This window comes from Methanothermobacter sp. (assembly GCF_030055425.1).
Lineage (GTDB): Archaea > Methanobacteriota > Methanobacteria > Methanobacteriales > Methanothermobacteraceae > Methanothermobacter.
The window spans coordinates 1-20,742 of record NZ_JASFYE010000006.1 but is presented as its reverse complement, the minus strand read 5'-3'; the positions used below and the strand labels follow the sequence as shown (position 1 = coordinate 20,742).

Annotated in this window: 26 protein-coding genes, 1 tRNA gene and 1 other RNA gene; 23 read left to right on the top strand and 5 right to left on the bottom strand. The window is 47.5% G+C overall.

Annotation, left to right across the window (positions count from 1 at the left end):
* Nucleotides 1-19 precede the first annotated feature (19 nt).
* On the bottom strand, nucleotides 20-550 hold the full coding sequence (locus QFX39_RS06575) for a MogA/MoaB family molybdenum cofactor biosynthesis protein (RefSeq protein ID WP_300478798.1): 531 nt from the start codon (nucleotides 548-550) through the stop codon (nucleotides 20-22).
* 41 nt (nucleotides 551-591) lie between these two features.
* On the opposite strand from QFX39_RS06575, the gene QFX39_RS06570 reads away from it, so the two are divergent.
* From QFX39_RS06570 to mtnA, 12 genes are all read left to right on the top strand, one after another.
* On the top strand, nucleotides 592-756 hold the full coding sequence (locus QFX39_RS06570) for a hypothetical protein (RefSeq protein ID WP_300478541.1): 165 nt from the start codon (nucleotides 592-594) through the stop codon (nucleotides 754-756).
* Between the two features lie 365 nt (nucleotides 757-1,121).
* On the top strand, nucleotides 1,122-1,619 hold the full coding sequence (locus QFX39_RS06565; RefSeq protein WP_300478539.1) for a type II toxin-antitoxin system VapC family toxin: 498 nt from the start codon (nucleotides 1,122-1,124) through the stop codon (nucleotides 1,617-1,619).
* Nucleotides 1,620-1,647: 28 nt separating this feature from the next.
* Nucleotides 1,648-2,769, top strand: coding sequence for a DUF2117 family protein (locus QFX39_RS06560; protein WP_300478537.1), 1,122 nt, complete (start codon nucleotides 1,648-1,650; stop codon nucleotides 2,767-2,769).
* Nucleotides 2,770-2,791: 22 nt separating this feature from the next.
* Nucleotides 2,792-3,778 (top strand): methanogenesis marker 2 protein, encoded by a 987-nt coding sequence (locus tag QFX39_RS06555; protein ID WP_300478535.1) that lies wholly within the window; start codon nucleotides 2,792-2,794, stop codon nucleotides 3,776-3,778.
* Between the two features lie 10 nt (nucleotides 3,779-3,788).
* A complete protein-coding gene (locus tag QFX39_RS06550) occupies nucleotides 3,789-5,330 on the top strand; it encodes a methanogenesis marker 3 protein (RefSeq protein ID WP_300478533.1) in 1,542 nt (513 codons plus the stop codon).
* Nucleotides 5,305-5,751 (top strand): methanogenesis marker 6 protein, encoded by a 447-nt coding sequence (locus QFX39_RS06545; RefSeq protein ID WP_300478530.1) that lies wholly within the window; start codon nucleotides 5,305-5,307, stop codon nucleotides 5,749-5,751. Before QFX39_RS06550 ends, QFX39_RS06545 begins: the two co-directional genes overlap by 26 nt.
* An 11-nt stretch (nucleotides 5,752-5,762) precedes the next feature.
* Nucleotides 5,763-6,134 (top strand): DUF2111 domain-containing protein, encoded by a 372-nt coding sequence (locus QFX39_RS06540; RefSeq protein WP_013295265.1) that lies wholly within the window; start codon nucleotides 5,763-5,765, stop codon nucleotides 6,132-6,134.
* Nucleotides 6,131-6,577 carry a methanogenesis marker 5 protein gene (locus QFX39_RS06535; RefSeq protein WP_300478526.1) on the top strand — a complete coding sequence of 149 codons (447 nt, stop codon included), beginning with the start codon at nucleotides 6,131-6,133 and terminating at the stop codon, nucleotides 6,575-6,577. Before QFX39_RS06540 ends, QFX39_RS06535 begins: the two co-directional genes overlap by 4 nt.
* On the top strand, nucleotides 6,570-7,808 hold the full coding sequence (locus tag QFX39_RS06530; protein WP_300478524.1) for a methanogenesis marker 15 protein: 1,239 nt from the start codon (nucleotides 6,570-6,572) through the stop codon (nucleotides 7,806-7,808). The genes QFX39_RS06535 and QFX39_RS06530 overlap by 8 nt, the downstream gene beginning before the upstream one ends.
* A 1-nt stretch (nucleotide 7,809) precedes the next feature.
* Nucleotides 7,810-8,367 carry a methanogenesis marker 17 protein gene (locus QFX39_RS06525; protein WP_300478521.1) on the top strand — a complete coding sequence of 186 codons (558 nt, stop codon included), beginning with the start codon at nucleotides 7,810-7,812 and terminating at the stop codon, nucleotides 8,365-8,367.
* A gap of 4 nt (nucleotides 8,368-8,371) precedes the next feature.
* Nucleotides 8,372-9,238: a FeMo cofactor biosynthesis protein NifB gene (gene nifB / locus QFX39_RS06520; RefSeq protein WP_300478518.1), complete on the top strand. Its 867-nt coding sequence runs from the start codon at nucleotides 8,372-8,374 to the stop codon at nucleotides 9,236-9,238.
* Between the two features lie 15 nt (nucleotides 9,239-9,253).
* Entirely contained in the window at nucleotides 9,254-10,183 is a 930-nt protein-coding gene (mtnA, locus tag QFX39_RS06515; protein ID WP_300478515.1) for an S-methyl-5-thioribose-1-phosphate isomerase, read from the top strand.
* Between the two features lie 2 nt (nucleotides 10,184-10,185).
* On the opposite strand, the gene QFX39_RS06510 is transcribed toward mtnA, so the two are convergent.
* A complete protein-coding gene (locus QFX39_RS06510; RefSeq protein ID WP_300478512.1) occupies nucleotides 10,186-11,250 on the bottom strand; it encodes a class I SAM-dependent methyltransferase family protein in 1,065 nt (354 codons plus the stop codon).
* An 86-nt stretch (nucleotides 11,251-11,336) separates the two neighbouring features.
* Between QFX39_RS06510 and dph5 the strand changes: the two genes are divergently transcribed.
* The gene (gene dph5 / locus QFX39_RS06505; protein ID WP_300478509.1) at nucleotides 11,337-12,131 is read left to right on the top strand and encodes a diphthine synthase; all 795 of its coding nucleotides are present in this window, start codon (nucleotides 11,337-11,339) and stop codon (nucleotides 12,129-12,131) included.
* On the opposite strand, the gene QFX39_RS06500 is transcribed toward dph5, so the two are convergent.
* Nucleotides 12,132-12,329: a hypothetical protein gene (locus QFX39_RS06500; RefSeq protein ID WP_013295273.1), complete on the bottom strand. Its 198-nt coding sequence runs from the start codon at nucleotides 12,327-12,329 to the stop codon at nucleotides 12,132-12,134. It lies immediately after the preceding gene.
* A 239-nt stretch (nucleotides 12,330-12,568) separates the two neighbouring features.
* Between QFX39_RS06500 and QFX39_RS06495 the strand changes: the two genes are divergently transcribed.
* Nucleotides 12,569-13,138 carry a class I SAM-dependent methyltransferase gene (locus tag QFX39_RS06495; protein WP_300478504.1) on the top strand — a complete coding sequence of 190 codons (570 nt, stop codon included), beginning with the start codon at nucleotides 12,569-12,571 and terminating at the stop codon, nucleotides 13,136-13,138.
* A gap of 9 nt (nucleotides 13,139-13,147) precedes the next feature.
* On the opposite strand, the gene QFX39_RS06490 is transcribed toward QFX39_RS06495, so the two are convergent.
* On the bottom strand, nucleotides 13,148-13,885 hold the full coding sequence (locus tag QFX39_RS06490; protein WP_300478502.1) for an archaeosine tRNA-ribosyltransferase: 738 nt from the start codon (nucleotides 13,883-13,885) through the stop codon (nucleotides 13,148-13,150).
* 224 nt (nucleotides 13,886-14,109) lie between these two features.
* On the opposite strand from QFX39_RS06490, the gene hdrC reads away from it, so the two are divergent.
* Genes hdrC through QFX39_RS06455 form a run of 7 tightly spaced genes read left to right on the top strand, consistent with a single transcriptional unit; the run spans nucleotide 14,110 to nucleotide 18,875 of the window.
* Nucleotides 14,110-15,063 carry a CoB--CoM heterodisulfide reductase subunit C gene (gene hdrC, locus QFX39_RS06485; RefSeq protein WP_300478499.1) on the top strand — a complete coding sequence of 318 codons (954 nt, stop codon included), beginning with the start codon at nucleotides 14,110-14,112 and terminating at the stop codon, nucleotides 15,061-15,063.
* 12 nt (nucleotides 15,064-15,075) lie between these two features.
* Entirely contained in the window at nucleotides 15,076-15,984 is a 909-nt protein-coding gene (gene hdrB, locus QFX39_RS06480; RefSeq protein ID WP_237780442.1) for a CoB--CoM heterodisulfide reductase subunit B, read from the top strand.
* 55 nt (nucleotides 15,985-16,039) lie between these two features.
* Nucleotides 16,040-16,306 carry a DUF749 domain-containing protein gene (locus QFX39_RS06475; protein ID WP_013295278.1) on the top strand — a complete coding sequence of 89 codons (267 nt, stop codon included), beginning with the start codon at nucleotides 16,040-16,042 and terminating at the stop codon, nucleotides 16,304-16,306.
* Nucleotides 16,303-16,827, top strand: coding sequence for a DUF2096 domain-containing protein (locus QFX39_RS06470; protein ID WP_300478492.1), 525 nt, complete (start codon nucleotides 16,303-16,305; stop codon nucleotides 16,825-16,827). Before QFX39_RS06475 ends, QFX39_RS06470 begins: the two co-directional genes overlap by 4 nt.
* Before the next feature lie 18 nt (nucleotides 16,828-16,845).
* Nucleotides 16,846-17,514 (top strand): metallophosphoesterase, encoded by a 669-nt coding sequence (locus tag QFX39_RS06465; RefSeq protein ID WP_300478489.1) that lies wholly within the window; start codon nucleotides 16,846-16,848, stop codon nucleotides 17,512-17,514.
* Nucleotides 17,515-17,566: 52 nt separating this feature from the next.
* Nucleotides 17,567-18,487, top strand: coding sequence for a 2-phosphoglycerate kinase (locus QFX39_RS06460; RefSeq protein WP_300478486.1), 921 nt, complete (start codon nucleotides 17,567-17,569; stop codon nucleotides 18,485-18,487).
* Between the two features lie 19 nt (nucleotides 18,488-18,506).
* Nucleotides 18,507-18,875 (top strand): CBS domain-containing protein, encoded by a 369-nt coding sequence (locus tag QFX39_RS06455; RefSeq protein WP_300478795.1) that lies wholly within the window; start codon nucleotides 18,507-18,509, stop codon nucleotides 18,873-18,875.
* Between the two features lie 5 nt (nucleotides 18,876-18,880).
* Here the strand turns inward: QFX39_RS06455 and QFX39_RS06450 are convergent, their stop codons facing one another.
* On the bottom strand, nucleotides 18,881-19,855 hold the full coding sequence (locus tag QFX39_RS06450; protein WP_300478483.1) for an anion permease: 975 nt from the start codon (nucleotides 19,853-19,855) through the stop codon (nucleotides 18,881-18,883).
* Nucleotides 19,856-20,013: 158 nt separating this feature from the next.
* On the opposite strand from QFX39_RS06450, the gene ffs reads away from it, so the two are divergent.
* Nucleotides 20,014-20,329, top strand: an RNA gene (ffs, locus tag QFX39_RS06445) — signal recognition particle sRNA.
* Nucleotides 20,330-20,387: 58 nt separating this feature from the next.
* Nucleotides 20,388-20,472: transfer RNA gene (locus tag QFX39_RS06440), tRNA-Ser, on the top strand.
* Nucleotides 20,473-20,742: the final 270 nt, after the last annotated feature.

The following is a 20,742-nucleotide window of genomic DNA, read 5'->3' as shown; positions in this document are numbered from 1 at the left end:
AAGCATCTTTAAAGCATGTTTATTCCCTTAGGTGCTTAACAAGGTGACCTAGTTCAGGGACAGCAATTTGAATTCCAAGTTCCACCGCGTTCGGTGACCCGGGAAGTGCAAATATCAGTGTTTTTCTGTATACACCCGCCGTTGCCCTGCTGAGTATCGCCCCTGCTCCCAGCTTTTTAAATGAAAGGTGCCTGAATATCTCACCGAAACCATCCAGTTCCTTTTCAAAAATACCCCTTAGGGTCTCCACTGTTATGTCTCTACTTCCAATTCCTGTGCCACCGGTGGTAAATATAACGTCAGCACCCTTATCTATCATATCATCAACTGCAGATAGAAGTTCATGTCTGTCATCAGGTATTATCCTGTATTCCTTAACAGAGTAACTTTCAGACAGTGCCTCCATTAGTTTCCTGCCTGATAGGTCACCTTCAGGTATTTCACCGGTTTTTCTGAATTCCTCATATTTTGAATCACTGAGGGTGATGACACCGCAGATTATGTCCTCCGGAGCCAATCTCCTATGCTCCTCCATGCTGGAACTTTTCATATCAATCAACCGGTATCTTAATAATAAACTGTGGATGTAACATGCTATTTATTGTGGGTGCAATTTATAAGTCTTTTGGTTTTTCTGTAAGCGAAAGTGAGCATATCCACGTTTCTGACAAGGAGAGAAAAGTAATAAAAATTTATGGCGGTTTGGTCTGGGTAGGGTTTGATATTGGATTGGAGGCGGTTTCAATTCCAATTTAAAAGACCAGAATAAGTTTAAAAGTCCTGGACCCTACCCGTTTATTATATATTGACACCACTATTTATAAAGTTTTCGTTAGATTGCTTCAACCGTTCTCAAGGACTTTTAAGCGCATTTAAGGGTTTTTAAACCATCTAAACATGAAAATAGCTGTTTTAATGGACTTTACAGAAATTCATGGTAATACTTTTTTACACTTGCCCGATTATTCACTGGGCAGCTGATGGGGTGTGTCTGAGGTTCTTCCACAGGGAAAGCCCCAACCCGGCACTCCCCCATGCGAGGGTAAATTTATTACCGTGCTTCACCAAACTGAAAAATGGGAACTTATTATATTATAATCCCTGATTAATACGTGGTCTTAATGAAGAGGGTTCTTGATGCATCTGCATTCATAAACGGATACATACCTGAGGGCACTGAAAACTACACTGTGAAGTCTGTAACAGATGAGATAAGGGACTTCAAATCTGCCATGGTCCTTGAGAGGGCACTCAGTGATGGCAGACTCAGAATAATGGAACCTGACCCTGAGAGCATGAGGGAGGTGGATGAAGTCACCACTCGATCAGGGGATGCCATGAGGCTCTCCAGTACAGACAGGGAGGTTATAGGACTTGCTGTTTCACTCAAAAAGAGGGGCGAGGTAACTGTAGTCACCGATGACTATACAATACAGAACACCCTCAGAATTCTTGGAATAGAGTTCCGCAGTGTCCTCACATCAGGTATAAAGGAGACCTATCAGTGGAGGAAGATATGCACCGGATGCAGGAGGGTGTACCCTCAGGACTACCAGTTTGGGGAATGTGAGATATGTGGTTCAGAGATAAAGAAGAAGAGATACAGATCCCGCCGTTAGAGGGTATACAGGAATCGCAGGTGATCTTATGAGGATAGGTGTGGTTGTCCACGGACCACAGATAGTTGACTCAGGATACGCAGCAAAACTTATAGATTTTCTAAAAAAATATGGGGAGGTCAGGGCAAGACTCGGGGGCACCATGGGGCGGACCGCGGTATATGACGCACACCTTGAGGATGTTATAGACATATCAGAGAAGAGGCTTCCAAGTGAATCGGTTGACCTATTTGCAGATGAGGGCGCCGACATTGTTGTCCTCATGAATTACGGTAAGTCCCGTATCACAGGGCACGGCTTCGGATACAAGGTTTTCCAGAGATCAGAAAAAAAACCTCCAGTGGTCCAGATAGAAAGACCAGGTGAACCCGATGGAAGTGTTGTAGCATGGAAGAGGGAGGTCGAGCCATTCGCAGAAAAACTGGCACGTGAACTTGAACTCGAGATGGTGGATCCAGAGGAGGTATGCAGGGAGATCTTCCATGGGGAGCCCTGTGGTGAACAGAAGCCTGACAGAAGGGAGTACCGGAGACTTGTGGGTGTCTCAGAGAATGAGAACATATTCGTAAATGGTATAGTGGTGGGGGTCTCAACGTCAGACGACGTCACCCTCGTTGCAGAGGACGGCGTGATCAGTGAGATAATAGGTGGGAAGATAAAGGAACACGGGGTTGAAAAACTTGGAAGGGTTAACCTCAGGGACGCAGTTGTGAAGACGGGGCTTCTCCGCCGCTCCGAGGTAAGGCCAAGGAAAGTGAAGGTAAGGGAAAACAATAAAAAGAAGTACCGGGTTTCGTTTTTAAACCACGCAGCAGAGGATATATACACGCTCCATGAATCTGATCTGGTTGTCACGGTTGGAGATGACACAACGCTCGTGGCTGCAGATATACTCTACAGATTCGATGTTCCCATAATAGGGATAACAGACGGGGATATAGATAGGGTGGTTAAGAAGGGCTTCAAATGCGCAGATTCAATCATAATAGAGTTTGAGGGGGGATGGGACGATATAGTCGGTGAAAGAATCCACAGGGAGCTCTTCAGGGGTAAAGACACCATTGAAATCCATGATTTGGAAACTTTTAAAAGGGATCTACTACAGATTATAGATAATATAGGTGCAAGCTACACCGTGAGATACACCTAAACCGATAAAAAGAGGTGTGGAATTGGATTTAGATGATATCATCCATTCCCTTAAAAATTTTGAGGGTGTAACAAGAAAACGGCCAATAAGGAACATAGTTTCTATTCTTAATGATGCATTCAGTGTCTCGGGAAAAACACATCTCGGTTACGGTGATGATGCATCGGCCATCAGGATCGGCGACGGAAAACTTCTTTTACTGGCAGCAGATGGAATATGGGGGCGTCTGATGGAGGCTGACCCCCACTGGGCCGGTTACTGTTCTGTGCTTGTTAATGTTAACGATATTGCAGCCATGGGCGGCAAACCTGTGGGCATGGTCAATGTTCTCTCAATTAACTCACGGGAGACCTGTTACAGTGTAATGGAGGGTATAAGGGAGGGGGCAGAGAAGTTCGGGGTCCCGATGGTGGGGGGCCACGTGCACCCTGACACACCCTACGATGCACTTGATGTTTCAATTGCAGGTATAGCATCTGAGGATGCGCTCATAACAAGCTGTGACGCAGAACCCGGTGACAGGGTTATAGTGGGCATAGACCTAGATGGAAGGCCACACCCCTCCTTTTTCCTGAACTGGGACACAACCACCCATAAAACACCTGAGGAGGTGCAGTTCCAGATTGAGATAATGTCCATCATTGCAGAAAGAAACCTGGTAACTGCAGGTAAGGATATAAGTAATCCGGGGACACTGGGAACACTGGGGATGCTGCTTGAGGCATCGGATGTGGGTGCATGGGTGGAACTGGAATCAATACCGCGTAACAGATCAGTTAAGTGGGAGGACTGGCTTCGAATGTACCCTGGCTCAGGTTTTGTGCTGACAGCACGCCCAGAAAATGTTGCTGAATGTATTGAACTGCTTGAGTCTGCTGGAATAACAGCATCAGATGTCGGGGAGATAGTATCCGACAGAAAACTCTGCTTAGTCCATGATAATGATGAAAGGGTCCTCTTTGACTTTGAAAGGGACATCATAACCGGTGTGATGGAAGAAAAAATATGAGGGAGATCTGATGTTTGTTAAGGTTAATGGAGTGGAGGTTGAACTCCCGGAGGGGGCCACAGTGAGGGATGCAATCGATGCTACAGAAGCCCCCTACGTGGAAGGCGCCCTTGTGGGCCTCATAAGCGGCACAAGGGAACTTGAAAGGACAATAGACACATACCGGATCAAAACAACAGCAGGAAGCATCCTGATTGAACTGCTACCAGAGGAAGCACCTGAAATCGTTGAGACATGGCGTGAGGTCTACAGCAACCTCGAAGACCTCCGTATAAGGTGGACAACCCCATCTGAGATTTCAATGGGACCCCTGAAAACAGAACTGGAGCCGTCAAGGAAGGAATTCTTCTACGACGAGAATGAGGTTATAATGAGCCTCTCAGGGTTCAGCCCGGATTCAACCCATATAATAATCTCCAGGGACCCTCATTCAGCAGTATACGGCGCCCCAGATGAGAACAGGGGTGTTTTTGCAAGGGTAACCGGCGGGGGAAGAACCATTGAGAGACTGACAGACCGTGACGTGATAAGGTCGGTTGAACCAGTTGTTGAGAGAAAAAGCATAGTTGAGAGCGCCGCAGTGACAGACCTTGAAACACCACTTGAGGATGGAAACCAGATATTCACCTACGTTAAGGTAAAACCATCCCACGAGTCCCCCCAGTCTGTTGAACACTTCTTCACAATGGTGGAGGAGGGGAAACTGAGGGTCGACTATGAGGCCAACTCATTCATAGGTTTCTACTCCCTTCAGGGAATAAAAAAGGATCCAGAAAAAATAGCAAAGAGAAACCGGGGTACGGTGACCCTTCGAAACACTGGAAGGGGCGCCGGAAGGGTTTACATATACAGGGAGGACAGGGTTTCAACACCATCCCACAACCTCATAGGAAATGTTACAGATGGAATGGAACTGGTTGATATAGCAGGGGAAGGGGACCACATCACGGTGGAGTGCGAACCCGGCAGGATAATGACGGTATCCATGACCCAGAAGGATGCAGAGGAATACCTTAAAGGGTACGGTGTTGAGCAGATAAGGGACGGCATAATGCTTGATGATGCAATAGTTGTTGCCCAGGACCCACCCTACACCATGGACATACTCAAGGAGGGAAGGGTCAGAACAGTGGGCATAGAGGCCGATAAGATCCTGGAGGTTGAACTTGACCCTGATGCGCCAAGGTCATCATGGTACTTCCGCAGACTCACGGGCCTCATCGACACACCCATTGGATCCCTCAAGGTACACTTCGCCTTCCCTGGCATGAAGGTGGTGATGTTTGAGGGTGACAGATCCCTGGCAAAGGGCCTTGTACCGGAGAAAACACCTGAAAACTGCGTTAAAAAGGGCAGCATTGGCATAACAAACATGTCAAGGAGACACATAGGTATGGTTGGTGTTAGACTCGAGGACAACGATGAATATGGCCCAACAGGGGAACCATTCAACGGCACCAACATAATAGGTAGAATCACAGAGGGCCTTGAGAATGTTGAAAAATTCAAAGAGGGGGACACGGTGTATGTCCGGGAAAGAAAAAAACCATGAGGAATCAACAAGGATGATAATACTTGGGCCGTCATCAAGGCTGAGCTCATCGGAACTAGTCCAGAGGCTCCACCTCCTTGGACTGCCACTGACCATAAAATCAACATGTTACGGCGCTCTCGTACATGGGGACACAGAGGCTGTGATGGAGGCTGTGAGGAAAATACGCAGCCTGGACCCGGCCAACATATTCACAAAGGAGAGGGGGTTTCCGCCAGGGGACCCCAGGCGATGCAGAGGACACAGGGGGGCAGCAAGGGAGGGTTACCATCAGCTTGAAAAGGAATTCAAACTACTCGGATACGTGGGCGAGGCCCTTGAAAGGCCCCAGAAGGCCGAACCCGAAAAAAAGGAGAAGGTTTCTGTTGATGAATTCCGCAATGTAGTTGAGAGGAGTCTGAAATCCAGACAGAAAACATAGGGCTGATTGAAATGAAAATAACTTCATCATCCACTGGAGAGGAACTCAAGGAACTTGGAATGTGTATACATGAACTTGTAAGTCGTCTTCCCCTCACAATAAGGAGCCGGGAAGCAAAGGGTCTTCGAATAGAGGACGGGAAGGTGATCGATGACAGCTACACCGGACCGGTACTGGAAAAGGTCCTTGAATCAGGTGAGATAGCAAGGGAGACACCTGAGAGGGGACCCTACAAGGGGATACCCGTGGTCGTGGTACCCCTGAAGGAGAAGGGCGAGGTTCTCTGTGCAGTGGGAATCGTTGATGCCACAAAGGGCCTCTTCACAGACATGGTTGAAATAGCCAGAAGACCCCAGGAGGGAGACAGGGGGGAATTCTATTGAAGATAGCGATATTTCCACCAAATTCACTTATACTCGCAGATCTTGTTGAAAGAAGGGGACATGAGCCCCTTGTAATCCAGAAAGAAATCAGACAGAAGGTTACAGACCCAGAAATCGATTCACCACCCTTCAACATAACCGAGGAGGACCCGATAAAAGGTCTGAAGTACGCGGCAATAGAGGTTCCCTCAGGTGTGAGGGGGAGAATGGCAATCCTCGGGCCCCTCATAGAGGAGGCAGATGCCGCCATAATAATGGAGGAGGCCCCATTTGGTTTTGGATGCATAGGATGCGCAAGGACCAATGAACTCTGCGTATTCCAGCTCAGAAAGAAGGGCATACCCACACTTGAACTGAAATACCCCACAACAAGGGAAGAGACAATAGATGTGGTTAACAGGATAAACAAATTCCTGGACGAACTGGAGGCTCAAAATGGTTAAAATAGCCCAGATTTCATGCGGAACCGACTACAGCGGTGTTCAGAAGGAAATTGAAAAGGCAGCGAGGACTTTCGGGGCCGAAATAGTGATCCCCGAGGCCGACCTTGACTACATAGACGAGGCCTATGAAAAATTTGGGTTCAACTGTGCCAGTTCAAGCATAAAACTCATGATAGCAAGGGCAATGTCAATCGTTGAGGGCAAAACAGATGCCGACGCGGTTTTCATAGCAACCTGCTTCAGGTGTGCAGAGGGGGCCCTTGTAAGGAATGAGATAAGGAGGTTCATACAGCAGAACACAAGGCTTCCAGTTGTAACCTACTCATTCACAGAGAGAACAAAGGCGGATGAGCTCTTCATACGTATGGAGGCGCTCTCAACAATAGTGGCAAGGAAGAGCATACTTGCAAGGGAGAAACAGGAGGGCCTAACCCTTGGAATCGATTCAGGTTCAACAACCACCAAGGTAGTGTTGATGGAGGATAACGAGGTCATAGGGACTGGATGGCTTCCCACAACAGATGTCCTTGGCTCAGCAGAGAAGGGCATAGAGGAGGCCCTCGCAGGTACAGGTTACACGCTGAAGGACCTTGATGGGATAGGAGTTACGGGTTACGGCAGGTTAACCATAGGGAAACATTACGGGGCCGACCTCATACAGGAGGAGCTCAGTGTGAACTCCAAGGGTGCAGTGTTCCTTGCAGACCACCAGAAGGGGGAGGCAACGGTACTTGATATAGGTGGTATGGACAACAAGGTCATAACCGTCAACGATGGCATACCCGACAACTTCACCATGGGGGGTATCTGCGCCGGTGCATCAGGGCGTTTCCTGGAGATAACAGCCAGGAGGCTTGGAGTGGAGATAGATGAACTTGGAAGCCTTGCACTGAAGGGGGACTACCGGAAGGCGATGCTCAACAGTTACTGCATAGTCTTTGGTATACAGGACCTTGTAACCGCACTTGCAGCGGGAGTTTCAAGGGAGGACGCAGCAGCCGCAGCATGCCACTCGGTGGCCGAACAGGTATATGAGCAGCAGCTCCAGGAGATAGATGTGAGGGAACCCCTCATACAGGTGGGTGGAACATCCCTTATAGAGGGCCTTGTTAAGGCGGTAAGTGATATCCTGGGCGGTATCGATGTTATCGTACCCCCATATTCACAGCATATAGGTGCGGTTGGAGCGGCCCTCCTTGTTTCCGGAATGAAAGACGTCAGTGAGGGTTAAAATGGGGATAAATGTTGAGTGCTACGACCCCAGGGGTGCAGAGGTCTATGAGATAATAGCCCGCCAGGTTCTCCAGAATCTCCAGCTTGCAAGGGCCGTGGATGACCTGAAAATATGGGTTGATCCCCGGGAGCCGGTCTTCATCATAGCTGTTAAGACACAGAGGACCTCTGAGCCGATTTACCTTGAGGACATGGCTGAGATGGAGGTTGATAAGGCCACAGGAGCAGTCCACCTGAGGATAAGGGACGAAACGTACCTTCCACAGCTACTTGAAAGGCTCTGGGAGACACAGGGACGTGGCAGGGTACGGCAGCCATCCCGATTTGAGGTGGTGGTTGAGGACCCCATCTCGGATATCAGCGAAATGACGGTCCACGACCCATCAATGAACCTCAGGAAGAGGGTATACGATGCAATATTCCGTATAATACCCGAGGGATTTCGGGTTATAAGGGACCTTTCAGAGGATAACATAATAGCCCTTGTATGTACCGATGAGGTGCTAAGGGATGAATGGATTTTAAAGGCCAGGGAGATAATAGACGATATGAGGTGAAAACATGCCTGAACAGAGACAGACACGCTTTGCCCACATAACAAAGGCCCACCCCTGCTTCAATGAGAAACTGCACGACAGGGTTGGAAGGATCCACCTGCCCATCGCACCCCGCTGCAATATCCACTGCAAGTTCTGCACAAGGGATATAAGTGAATGCGAAAACCGGCCAGGGGTCACTGCAAGGATCATGACCGCTGATGATGCAGTAAAGCACGTTGAGAAGGTTAAGGACGAGATGCCCATAAGTGTAATAGGGGTCGCAGGACCCGGCGATGCCCTTGCAAATGAGGAGACCTTCGAGTTCTTCAAAAAGGCCAGCAAGAAGTTTCCGGACCTTCTAAAATGCCTCAGCACCAATGGTCTGCTCCTTCCAGATAAGGCTGATGAACTGGCAGAGATTGGTGTTAACACCGTCACAGTAACCGTGAACGCCATTGACCCTGACATAGGTGAGAAGATATACTCCTTTGTTATCTACAAGGATAAGGTCTACCATGGAAGGGAGGCCTTTGAGGTTCTCTCAAAGAATCAGCTTGAGGGTATAGAGAAACTTGCAGAGAAGGGGATAATTGTTAAGGTCAACAGTGTACTCATACCTGGCCTCAACGATGAACACATAGTTGACATTGCAAGGGAGGTTAAAAAGAGGGGAGCCTCCCTCATGAACGTTATACCACTCATACCGATGGGCGAGATGAAGGACTACCCACGGCCAACCTGTGAGGAGATCGAGAGGGTCAGGAACGAGGTTGAAAAGATAATACCCGTATTCAGGGCCTGCACACAGTGCAGGGCAGACGCCTACGGTATTCCAGGTAAAAAGGGCGCTGACAGGCACCTTGACATGACACCAGCGAGCCATTACTGAAATCCCGTGATAACCATGAAGACACTGGAATGGAAGGACAACCGACTCATCCTTATAGATCAGAGAAAACTTCCCGATTCACTGGAGTACTTTCAGTGTGAAAACTACCGGGACGTCATATACGCAATAAAAAATATGGTTGTAAGGGGCGCCCCGGCCATTGGGGTGACAGCAGCATTTGGAGTTGCCCTGGCCGACCTTGCAGGAGAGGACACTGAAAGGGCTGCAGAGGAGATAAGGTCATCAAGGCCAACCGCAGTGAACCTTTTCTGGGCAGTGGACCGTGTAATGAAATCAAGGTCCCCACTTGACGAGGCCCTGAAGATCTACAGGGAGGACATGAAGACCAACAGGGCCATAGGGGCTCACGGGGCCAGCATAATCCAGGATGGCGATACAATCTTAACCCACTGCAATGCAGGCGCCCTTGCCTGTGTTGACTACGGCACGGCCCTGGGTGTTGTGAGGGCCGCCAGGGATCAGGGAAAGAATATAACGGTTATATGTGATGAGACAAGGCCCGTGGGACAGGGTGCCCGTTTGAGTGTCTGGGAGATGCAGCAGGAGGGCATACCCGTTAAACTGATAGCAGACGTTGCAGCAGGGTACCTAATGCAGAGGGGAATGATAGATAAGGTTATAATAGGCGCTGACCGTGTGGCAGAGGGTGGTGTGGCAAACAAGATAGGGTCACTCATGGTTGCACTCTCAGCAGAACGGTTCAATGTACCCTTTTACGTTGCAGCACCCCTCAGCACCTTTGACAGGGAAAATTCAATTTATGATGTTGAGATAGAGGAGAGAAGTCCCGAGGAGGTCCTATATTATGGCGGCTGCAGGATAGCCCCGGAAAATACAGAGGTCATCAACCCGGCATTTGACATAGTACCCTCTGATCTTATAGAAGGCATCATAACAGAGGAGGGTATAATGGATCCCCTGTGATTTCAGCTATTTGTTTTATGATTATGGGGTATGCTGGATCGTTCTGATCTCACATCTTTTTTTATTCTTGCGTCGATACCAATATGCCACACACCTGGACTCCTTGACTTCACCCTTCTCCTATCCAGTATCTCCACTTTGAAGGGTGCCGCGGCGTCCATCAGGCGTTTCACAGGGGTTTCGAAGTCCCTTGAAAATTCATAGTAGTGTATGACTCCCCCATCCCTGACAGCCCTGATGGCGTCATCAAGAAATTCGCAGGCACTTCCCGGGAGGTTCATGATCACATGGTCTGCAAAGCACTCCTTATCCTTCAGGAACTCCCTCACATCACCCTCAACAGGGACTATGATATCCTCTGCCCGGTTCAAATGGGCATTTTCTCTGATGTAACCGACAGCAGCGGGGTTTATGTCAACGGCGTATATCCTGGATGCCTTTCCATGCCTTGCAACTGCAACTGCAAAGGGCCCGGCACCTGCAAACATGTCAAGAACAACCTCCCCCTCCTTCACCTGCCTGGCAACAATCTCCCTCTCATTGGCAAGACGTGGGCTGAAGTAAACACTCCTTATATCAACCTTTATGCGGCTCCCGTACTCCCTATGGACGGTTTCAGATACCTGAGAACCTGCAATGAGTTCAAGGTCCCTGGTCCTTGTAACACCCTTCACCCCACTCCTCTTCATGTACACGGCACTCCGCCCAGTGAATTTAAGGGCGGCCTCACCTATTGCATGCCTGTACTCATGGAGCTCCTCAGGTATTTCAAGGATAACAGTATCCCCTATTATATCAAAGGACCGTCTGATGGATGCAAGTGCGTCCTCAGGGATCCTGGATTTCAGCATATCAGTAAAACTTCTCGGGGAGCGTTTACCTCTCTCAAAAACATCATCGATGACCTCAACATCATCAAATTCCCCTGCAACCCCGGCGTCGATCACCGGTATGTAAACATGGCTTTCATCCCTCTTTATCCTGTAATCCCTGTTAAGGAGAGACCTCTCAGTTAAAATCCTGATTATATCATTGGCCTTCTTCTTTGGAACCTTTAAACCCTTCATGGTGAACTTCCTTTACAGTTTAAGCCACTTATATACTGGTTTTTCTGAAACATTATATAACGTTATGATTTATGAGAGGGTGTGAGATGCTTTACATAATTGGACTTGGACTTTACGATGAGAATGATATATCAGTTAAGGGTCTGAAGGCCTTAAAGGCCTGCAGCAGGGTATACGCCGAATTCTACACCGCAATCCTTCAGGGGGCCAGTTTATCTGCAATTGAGGAGTTAACAGGTAAGGATATAACTATACTGCGCAGGGAGGAAATTGAGGAGGAAAGAATACCACTTGTTGAGGCAGAAAAATCCGATGTTGCACTCCTTGTCCCGGGGGACCCCCTCGTTGCAACCACCCATACAGAAATGATCCTGGACGCAAGGAGGAGGGGCATAGAGACAAGGGTCATTCATGCATCATCAATAATATCCGCTGCACCGGGCCTTGCAGGGCTGCAGGCCTACAAGTTCGGGAGGATAATCACAGTACCCTTCATATCAGAAAATTACTTCCCAACATCCCCCTACGTTAATATAAAGGATAATCTTGAGAGGGATTCCCATTCACTGGTGCTCCTTGATATAGAGGCCCATAAAAGGAGGTACATGACTGCAAATGAGGGCCTTGAATACCTGCTGCGGGCATCAGAGAAACTTGGTGATGACACAATCAATGAAAAAACCCTGGCAGTTGTAATTGCAAGGGCAGGTTCTGAAAGACCCCTTGTGAGGGCCGATGCAATATCCTCACTTCTTAAGGAAGACTTTGGGGATCCACTTCACTGCCTTATTGTTCCCGCCGGACTCCACTTCATGGAGGCCGAGTACCTTGTTGAGGTTGCAGGCGCGCCCCGCTCCATTGTGGAGGGAAGGATAATCTGATTACCTTAGGAGGTATTCGCACTTTTCAACGTTCTGCAGGGGTATTATTATCTCCCTTTTACCGAACTCCCTCTCAGAGAAGCTCACCAGTATAAAGCACTTCTCCTTATCAACCTTTATATTTTCCACCCCAAACTCCCCCCTCTTGAAGTGGTGTACCGTGCCATTTGTCATGGTGAGCTCCATCTTTTCTATCATATTAAGACACCATTTAATAATTCTCTCCGGGCGTCTATTTATAAGTGCCTCCGGGATCTGAACATCGTGTCACTTCGGTATATCAGTTAAAGCACTTTAATGATGCTCTTCATTGGCGATCCAGTTTGATCATGTGTTGGTTAAAGCACTGTAATGAACTGCAAAATCAAGGGTTAAGATCCACAAGGGAGATCGTGAAAATTTTTATCATATAAAAAAGAGATATATGTAGTGTTAAAATGACCCGTAAGATCCATGAGGATTGCGGTAAATCGACAAGGGACCTCATAGATGCTGAAAAGCTCATTGAGATGCTTCCACTGAAGGCCGGGGACACATTTCTTGATGCTGGCTGTGGTGATGGCTTTATTTCACTTGAAGCAGCATCCGCTGCTGGTGATGAGGGAAGGGTCATCGCGGTTGATATATACCCAGAATCGATTGAGATCCTGAGGTCCAGAATAGGCAGAAGGAGTAACATACTACCTCTTGTTGCCGATATAACCCATAGATTGCCGGTTCCTGATAGAACAGTTGACGTTTACTTCATGGCCAACGTTTTCCATGGGATAGTGGTCAACGGCGAGGTTGAACCACTGATGGCCGAGGTCAAAAGACTTCTCAGAGAGAGTGGAAGGCTGGTTGTGGTTGATTTTAAAAAGGTAGCGGGAACCCCGGGACCGCACATGGATCTAAGGCTGTCAGAGGATGAGGTCATAGAGATTCTTGAAGGCCATGCTTTCACTGTGGAGTCCGTGGGGGATGCAGGACCCTACCATTATATTATAATAGCAGTACCCGGGCTCTGAAAACCCCTATCAGTAGAGGGGGGTGTACTTCTGGAGGAATTCCTGCATTTCATGGTCCAGTGTTCTGAGTGCAGACATGTTCTGGGGTGAGGAGGCGGCACGCTCCTCGACGAGGTTTCTCAGTGTACCGTTCTTTATGTGTTCACGGACCTCCCTTAGCACCAGATCCAGTGTCAGCCTGTTCCTTTCAATCAGTTCATCTGTACTGTAACTGCCGATCCGGTATGTGTCCAGGGGATAGGTATGGGTTTCGGTGAACAGAACATTGATCATACCATAGAACTCTGCAGCGGCATCTGAGAACACATCCACACCCATATACGCGAGGAGGGGGATGAAGGCTGGAGGGGAGAATGTTGAACATAGCATGGTCTCAGGTTTTATGGCCTCACGTATTCCAGTCAGAATCCGAACCATCTCCATGGGTCTCTGGAGCAGTTCATCCATATTTGCCACTATGAGTTTCCTGAAACCGATCTCCTCAAGTTCAAGGGCGCACCTTACTCTGAGGTCAGTGTAGCGGGATCCATGTATGAATGCGTATTCTGAATCAGATTCAGAGGCCATCTCAAGGGTTTCAGTGACACCCCACTCTGCGATTTCCAGGGGTACATTGTGCGGGATGGTTTCATATGGGGCGATATCCATCTTTTCATACTTAACAAGTAGGGGAGTTTCAGAATCTCCGAGAAGACCCAGCCTTGCGGGTCCGTCATGTAATTTTATCTGGTATCCAGTCTTGCTCATTGTGCACACCGTCTGTTACTTACTTGGATTCAATGATTACTTAACCATTACAGTATTGCTCAGGGCGCATTCAGTTACTTAACGGATCAGGAGATACATTAGGTGTCACCTTAAAGGTTACACATCGGCAAATTTTAGGAATCTTTATATACCCATAAAAATCACAGTCTAATAAGAAAAATCTGAGGTTTGCTAACCAGGGATCTTTCAGGGTGTGAAAAACAATGTCAGTTCTAAAACGCCTAAAAGAAATGTTGATGGGTGAGAAGAAGGAAGAGGACAGTAAAACAGAGGAGCCAGAGAAAACAGAGACCCCAACCGAGTCCACTAAACAGGAAGAAAAACCTCAACCTCAAGAAAAATCTTCAGATGAACCCTCTGTATCTGCAGAAACAGAAAAATCAGAGGAACCTCAAAAGGTTGAAGAACCTGAAGGGGCCTCTGAGGAAGCATCAGCTGAAGAACCTGAGACTGCAGATGTTGAGGAGGATGAATCTGAAGAAACTGCTGAAACCTCCCATGAAGATGAGGGGGTAGTTGAGGATGAAGACTCTTCGGAGGATTCTGATTCTGAAGGAGAATCAGAGGAGGAAGAGGAGAAAAGCGAAAGGAGTGATATAATGACCCTACTGCAGAGAGAAGAAAACATAATCAGAAAGGGTAATATTGACAAGGAATTCTCTGAAAAAATAAAGGCCGCAGGCGGTGACAGTCTGGAATACTGTTTCCAGTGCGGTACATGCACAGGATCCTGCCCATCTGGAAGAAGAACCCCTTACAGGGTAAGACAGATAATAAGGAAGGCAAATGTTGGATTAAAGGATGAAATAATCTCAGATCCAACCCTCTGGATGTGCACAACATGCTACGCATGCCAGGAAAGGTGCCCACGTAAGGTCAGAATCGTGGATGTCGTGAAACTTGCAAGGAACGAAGCAGCCAAAGCAGGATTCATGGCACCAGCACACAAGGCAGTTGGATCATTCGTTATAAAAACAGGTCACGGAGTACCAATCAACGACGCAACAATGGAGCTTCGAAAGGCTGTTGGCCTTGGAGAACTACCACCAACAACCCACCAGTTCCCTGAAGCACTTGAAGAGGTTCAGAAAATCATCAAGGCAACAGGCTTTGACCAGTTAATAGGCTACAACTGGGAAACAGGTGAACTTGAATAAGGAGGCATGCAAATGGAAATCGCATACTTTTTAGGATGTATCATGAACAACAGGTACCCTGGAATTGAAAAAGCAACAAGGGTTCTATTCGATAAACTCGGAATCGAACTGAAGGACATGGAAGGAGCATCCTGCTGTCCAGCACCAGGGGTATTCGGTTCATTCGATAAAACAACATGGGCCGCAATAGCAGCAAGGAACATAACAATCGCCGAGGACATGGGCGCAGACATCATGACAGAATGTAACGGATGCTTCGGTTCACTCTTCGAGACAAACCACCTCCTCAAGGAAGACGAGGAGATGAAGGCAAAAATCAATGAAATCCTCAAAGAAGCCGGAAGGGAATACAAGGGAGAAATCAACGTCAGACACTTTGCAGAGGTCCTCTACAACGAGGTTGGTCTGGACAAACTGGCTGAAATAGTTGAAAAGCCCCTCAACCTCAACGTTGCAGTGCACTACGGCTGCCACTTCCTCAAACCAAGTGATGAGATAAACATAGACAACCCTGAAAGGCCAACAATACTGGATGAAATTGTTGAGGTAACCGGTGCGAAATCCGTTGAATACAAGGACAAGATGATGTGTTGCGGTGCCGGTGGTGGAGTGAGATCAAGGGACCTGGACGTTGCACTTGACTTCACAAGGGAAAAACTCACAAACATGAAGGAAGCCGGTGTTGACGCAATAGTAAACGTCTGCCCATTCTGCCACCTCCAGTTTGACGTTGGTCAGATGGAGATAAAGGACAAGTTCGGCGAGGAATTCGACATTCCTGTACTTCACCTCGCACAGCTACTTGGACTTGCAATGGGTCTTCCAAAAGAGGACCTTGTGGTTGACGCCCACCAGGTATGCGTCGACGAGTGCCTTGAAAAGCTCGAGGAACTCGACCGCCTTGCACCTGGAAGCGGTTAAAACCACAAATTAATTATTTTTTCAGGGATTTAAAATCCCAAAGTGAGGTGTTTTTTTGTTTATAGCTACTTTAAAGGGAATATTCACATTGAAGGATCTTCCAGAAGAATTCAAACCCTTTGTGGACTACAAGGCAGGCCTTGAGAAGAAGGAGTTATCTGATGACGACGAGGTGGCCATACTATCCATCCAGGGCACACAGAGCAACCATGTGCTCATCCTCAGCTCCTACAGTAACGTTGAGGAGATCCGAAAGGAACTTGAAGAGGCAGGTGCAAAGATAAACCACACAACCCTAAAAATTCTGGAAGGACATCTATGACACTCCCTGTTGAACAGACATGGTTCGTGCTTGTTGAACTCCTCACAGACCTTCGAAAGAAGGATGTTGATGTCCCGGTGGAAATTACAGAGGATATAAGGCTTGTGAGGACATCGATCAACTTCTATAAATCAGATACAGAGAACCCTGAAATGATCAGGGAGCTTAAGAGAATAAACGATATGCTCAACTCAATCCAGGAGAAACTCCTTGAACTTGCAGAGTCAGTGGCCCCTGATTACCCTGACGAATGGATTGAAAAATTAAAGAGGGCCTCAAGGGGTGAGGAGGTTCACAAACCCCCTGAAACAAAGTCAAGGTTTATTGTTGGAGCCCCACCTGGATTTGCAGCTGCAAGGGTGCACCTTAAGGAACCAATAGCCGAGGACAGGGTTCAGGATATCGCTGAGACCCACAGCCTTATAATTGAATTTGAAGAGGACGATCTTCTAGCCGTTTATGGAGATTCAGAGGACATAAAAAAGGGTTTAAAGGAAATAGGCTCCTTCTTCAGGGAATAATGTGGAGTGTGATTTTTCATGAAAATCCTCGCTGTAAGTGATCTTCATGGTTCAAGCATACCTGAACTCCACAGGTTTATAATGGATAACCGCGTTGACCTCATTGTTGTGGCAGGTGACATAACACACTTCGGACCTGTGGAACTCGTTGAGGAGCTCCTGAATGACCTGGCATCCCATAACATCTCTGTTGTCGCCGTACCCGGAAACTGCGATCCCCATGGGGCTGTTGCTAAAATAGAAAACTCAAAGGCCGTGAATATACATGGAAGATCCATTAACATCAAGGATATTGCCATATGCGGTCTTGGGGGTTCAAACCCAACACCATTCAACACACCCCTTGAACTGGATGAGGATGAGATAAAAGCTGAACTGGACGACCTCATGGAAAAGTCTGGCGAAGGGAATCTTATTCTTGTAACCCATGCACCACCACATGGAACATCACTCGATAGAATTCCCTCCGGGGATAATGTTGGAAGCAGGGGTGTGAGGGATGTTATAGAAAGACACCAGCCATCCCTTAACATCTGTGGCCACATCCACGAGTCCCCTGGTGTGGACCGTATAGGTGAAACCATAGTGGTCAACCCGGGACAGCTTTCAGATGGCAGGGCAGCCCTCATTGAAATTGAAGATGATGGATCCATAACTGCTGAAATTTTAAATCTCAGATCCAGTTAAATATATAAAAACTGGATTTCAGAGTATGACAAGTTCTTTTTGAGGTGAGACCATGATCATGGTTCAGGGAGAAGTAAGTGGAAAAAAATACACGGAGCCCTTCTCCAAGGGCGTTCTGGCACGTTCACTGACCAGGGCAGAGATGGACCCCAACAAGGCATACACATTTGCTTCAAGAATTGAGGCTCACCTTAAAAAGAATAAGGTTGATGTCATAACAATAGAGGAACTCGTTGATGTGGTCTCAGAGCACCTGAAAAGGGAGGATCCTGAGGTAGCAGAGAAGTACATGCTCTGGAGACGAATAAGGCAGTGCAAGGAGCCCCTGATAATACTCATAGGGGGCGCCTCTGGGGTTGGAACGTCATCAATTGCCTTTGAGGTTGCAAACCGCCTTGGCATAAGGAACATGATAAGCACCGACATGATAAGGGAGGTAATGCGTAAAATAGTCTCCAAAGAACTTCTCCCTTCCATCTATGAATCAAGCTACACAGCCTACCAGTCCCTCAGAATACCCCCACCACCTGAACTTGACGAGGTCCTCATTGGATTCAGGGATCACGTGGACACTGTGAGCATCGGCGTGGAGGCTGTAATTGAGAGGGCCCTCACTGAGGGTATAAGCATAGTGATTGAGGGCGTTCATATAGTCCCCGGCTTTATAAGGGACGACCTCATAAACAAGGAAAATGTTGCAATGTTTGTCCTCACGGTTTCAGACGAAAACGTCCATAAGGGAAGGTTCTATTCACGTTGCAGACAGATGTGGGCCAGAAGACCACTTAAAAGGTATATAAGTTACTTCTGGGCAATAAGAAGAATTCACAGATACATTGAAAGCCAGGCAAAGAAACACAATGTGCCTGTTATTGAGAATATAGATGTTGTAACCACCATAGACTCAATTATAAAATCACTGACAAAAACCAGTGTTAAGGGAGGAGAGAAAGGTGCTGAAAAAACTGAATGAAGTTAAGGTTAAGGACGTAATGACAGTGGATGTTATAACAGTTGAACCATCTGAAGATGTGGTTTTTGCATTTGAGAAACTGATGAAACACAGGATAAGTGCTCTTCCAGTCCTTGAGGAGGGGAAACTTGTTGGAATTGTGACCGCCTCAGACCTCGGCCACAACCTGATACTTGACAACTATGAACTTGGTACAACAGTCGGGGAGGTCATGGTGAGGGATGTTGCCACGGTGGCCCCTGATGAGACACTTGCTGACGCCATTGAGAAGATGAATGACTACTCATCGGATGAGGGAATAATAAATCAGCTTGTTGTCATGTCTGATGGCAAGATGATTGGAATAATTGCCGATGGGGATATTATAAGGGCTCTCAAAAGCCTTTAGTGTGGTCATATAAAGCCTGTGATGATGTAAATTGCAGCTGATAGGATGATGCATGTGGGTATCGTAACTATCCAGGTGTATGCTATGTGCCTTATCACGTCATACTCGACTGTTGATGTCCCATTTGCAATCCCAACACCTATCACCGATCCCACAAGGGTCTGTGTTGGCGATACAGGCATACCATAACCCAGAAAGAGGTAAACGATAATTGCCGCTGATAGCTGGGCTGCAAAGCCCCTGCTTGGTGTGAGGTCTGTTATTCTTCTTCCAATTGTTTCTGTCACCCTGTTGCCAGCCAGCAGAATTCCTGAAGCAAGCCCAAGAGCCCCCAGTATTCGGATCCAGTATCCGCCATCATAACCCGTCGCAAATATAACACCTGTTGCAACTGCTATATCAACAGCCCCAAGGTTAAGGGCTGAAAACGAGGAACTCAGTATCTGAAGATATGAAAATACCTTTTCAAGTCGGTCTCGCATACCCATACCCTGAAGCGGTTTTATTAAGACCCTTCTGATGGATCTGTAGATTACAAATCCTGTGAGAAAACCTGCAACAGGTGACATAATCCAGCTCAGCACTATGAAGCCAACAACATCTGTTCTCATGTTCTGAATGCCAATACTTGCTATCCCAGCACCAATAACTGAACTTACAATGGCATCGGAACCTGAAATGGGGATCTTTTTTATAATTGTGAATGTTATCCAGATTGATGATGTTAGTGTTATAACAAGGGCTGTTCTGGGGCTCAGGAACCCCTGGGGGATTATCCCTTCACTTATTGTTCTAATGACGCTTCCACCAAGGAACAGCGCCCCAACTGATACAAAAAATCCCCCCAGTAAAAGGGCCTTTTTCATCCTGAGAGAACCACTACCAACAGCAGTGCCCACAGAGTTACCTATATCGTTTGCAGCGATGTTAAAGGCCATGTAGAGGCTCAGAATGAGACTCATTGCTATCAGCGCATCCATGGAATTAATATGGAATATTACCTTAATTAGTTTACCAGTAACTTTACCGGTGCACTCTGCTTCCCTGTATAATGGAATGACGATAGCATCCCATTAATGGGATCCAGGGCAGTGATATGTCCATAGAAACATTAAAATACTACTTAGTATAATGGATACAATGGGCTAGACCGGAGGGTTAGGGGTCCTCTGTAAGCGCAAATCCCCTATACGGCGCGGTCGAAGTTCAGGGGACGGCTGATCGACTGTTTATCGGCCCTGCTGATTGGTGTCGAAGCCTCGTCCCGCAGGATCAGTGGTGATGGGGCCCTGACTGGAGGGTCAGGGTAAACCATCTTAGTCATGGGAACGGGTCAGGCCTGGAAAGGAGCAGCCCTACCATGGACAGCTGATGCTTGCGGATTAACGGGGTGGAGCCAGTCAGCGGGATCACCGGTAGATGGAAGGTCTGTCAACCCCTGAACGTGCCCACCCACTTAGAAATCTAATGAACGAAAAACTTATAATGCTGAAAACAGATAGGTTTAATAAGGCCGGGGTGGCCCAGTCTGGTACGGCGTTGGCCTGCTAAGCCAATGATCCTTTGGATCTCGCGGGTTCAAATCCCGTCCCCGGCGTCTTTAATGATTTTTCGGGCTGATTTTTGTTTTAAGCTTTATATCCTTAATCATGGTTTTTGCTGTACTTTCTGACTTTTATCCCCACACTACTGTTTTGCAATTTTTTCGATTTTGTTTGTGTTTGGTGGGGGTCTGTGTATTGGGTGTGCCATGGTTTGTCCAGTGGCGCGGGTTCATGAGCTTAACCATTAAGGCTTGCGGTGATTGACCCGGTTCATAACCATGGTAAAACATATCACGATCATGAGAGCCGCAATAAAGAATTGC

Excerpts from the sequence above, each read along its gene's own strand:
- QFX39_RS06455 (WP_300478795.1), top strand. The coding sequence starts at position 18,507 with ATGACAGTGGATGTTATAACAGTTGAACCATCTGAAGATGTGGTTTTT.
- QFX39_RS06560 (WP_300478537.1), top strand. The coding sequence starts at position 1,648 with ATGAGGATAGGTGTGGTTGTCCACGGACCACAGATAGTTGACTCAGGA.
- QFX39_RS06540 (WP_013295265.1), top strand. The coding sequence starts at position 5,763 with ATGAAAATAACTTCATCATCCACTGGAGAGGAACTCAAGGAACTTGGA.
- hdrC (WP_300478499.1), top strand. The coding sequence starts at position 14,110 with ATGTCAGTTCTAAAACGCCTAAAAGAAATGTTGATGGGTGAGAAGAAG.
- QFX39_RS06530 (WP_300478524.1), top strand. The coding sequence starts at position 6,570 with ATGGTTAAAATAGCCCAGATTTCATGCGGAACCGACTACAGCGGTGTT.
- QFX39_RS06460 (WP_300478486.1), top strand. The coding sequence starts at position 17,567 with ATGATCATGGTTCAGGGAGAAGTAAGTGGAAAAAAATACACGGAGCCC.
- QFX39_RS06495 (WP_300478504.1), top strand. The coding sequence starts at position 12,569 with ATGACCCGTAAGATCCATGAGGATTGCGGTAAATCGACAAGGGACCTC.
- nifB (WP_300478518.1), top strand. The coding sequence starts at position 8,372 with ATGCCTGAACAGAGACAGACACGCTTTGCCCACATAACAAAGGCCCAC.
- QFX39_RS06470 (WP_300478492.1), top strand. The coding sequence starts at position 16,303 with ATGACACTCCCTGTTGAACAGACATGGTTCGTGCTTGTTGAACTCCTC.
- QFX39_RS06565 (WP_300478539.1), top strand. The coding sequence starts at position 1,122 with ATGAAGAGGGTTCTTGATGCATCTGCATTCATAAACGGATACATACCT.
- QFX39_RS06570 (WP_300478541.1), top strand. The coding sequence starts at position 592 with ATGCTATTTATTGTGGGTGCAATTTATAAGTCTTTTGGTTTTTCTGTA.
- QFX39_RS06490 (WP_300478502.1), bottom strand. The coding sequence starts at position 13,885 with ATGAGCAAGACTGGATACCAGATAAAATTACATGACGGACCCGCAAGG.
- QFX39_RS06545 (WP_300478530.1), top strand. The coding sequence starts at position 5,305 with ATGTCCGGGAAAGAAAAAAACCATGAGGAATCAACAAGGATGATAATA.
- QFX39_RS06465 (WP_300478489.1), top strand. The coding sequence starts at position 16,846 with ATGAAAATCCTCGCTGTAAGTGATCTTCATGGTTCAAGCATACCTGAA.
- QFX39_RS06550 (WP_300478533.1), top strand. The coding sequence starts at position 3,789 with ATGTTTGTTAAGGTTAATGGAGTGGAGGTTGAACTCCCGGAGGGGGCC.
- mtnA (WP_300478515.1), top strand. The coding sequence starts at position 9,254 with ATGAAGACACTGGAATGGAAGGACAACCGACTCATCCTTATAGATCAG.
- QFX39_RS06450 (WP_300478483.1), bottom strand. The coding sequence starts at position 19,855 with ATGGATGCGCTGATAGCAATGAGTCTCATTCTGAGCCTCTACATGGCC.
- QFX39_RS06510 (WP_300478512.1), bottom strand. The coding sequence starts at position 11,250 with ATGAAGGGTTTAAAGGTTCCAAAGAAGAAGGCCAATGATATAATCAGG.
- QFX39_RS06575 (WP_300478798.1), bottom strand. The coding sequence starts at position 550 with ATGAAAAGTTCCAGCATGGAGGAGCATAGGAGATTGGCTCCGGAGGAC.
- QFX39_RS06525 (WP_300478521.1), top strand. The coding sequence starts at position 7,810 with ATGGGGATAAATGTTGAGTGCTACGACCCCAGGGGTGCAGAGGTCTAT.
- QFX39_RS06500 (WP_013295273.1), bottom strand. The coding sequence starts at position 12,329 with ATGATAGAAAAGATGGAGCTCACCATGACAAATGGCACGGTACACCAC.
- hdrB (WP_237780442.1), top strand. The coding sequence starts at position 15,076 with ATGGAAATCGCATACTTTTTAGGATGTATCATGAACAACAGGTACCCT.
- dph5 (WP_300478509.1), top strand. The coding sequence starts at position 11,337 with ATGCTTTACATAATTGGACTTGGACTTTACGATGAGAATGATATATCA.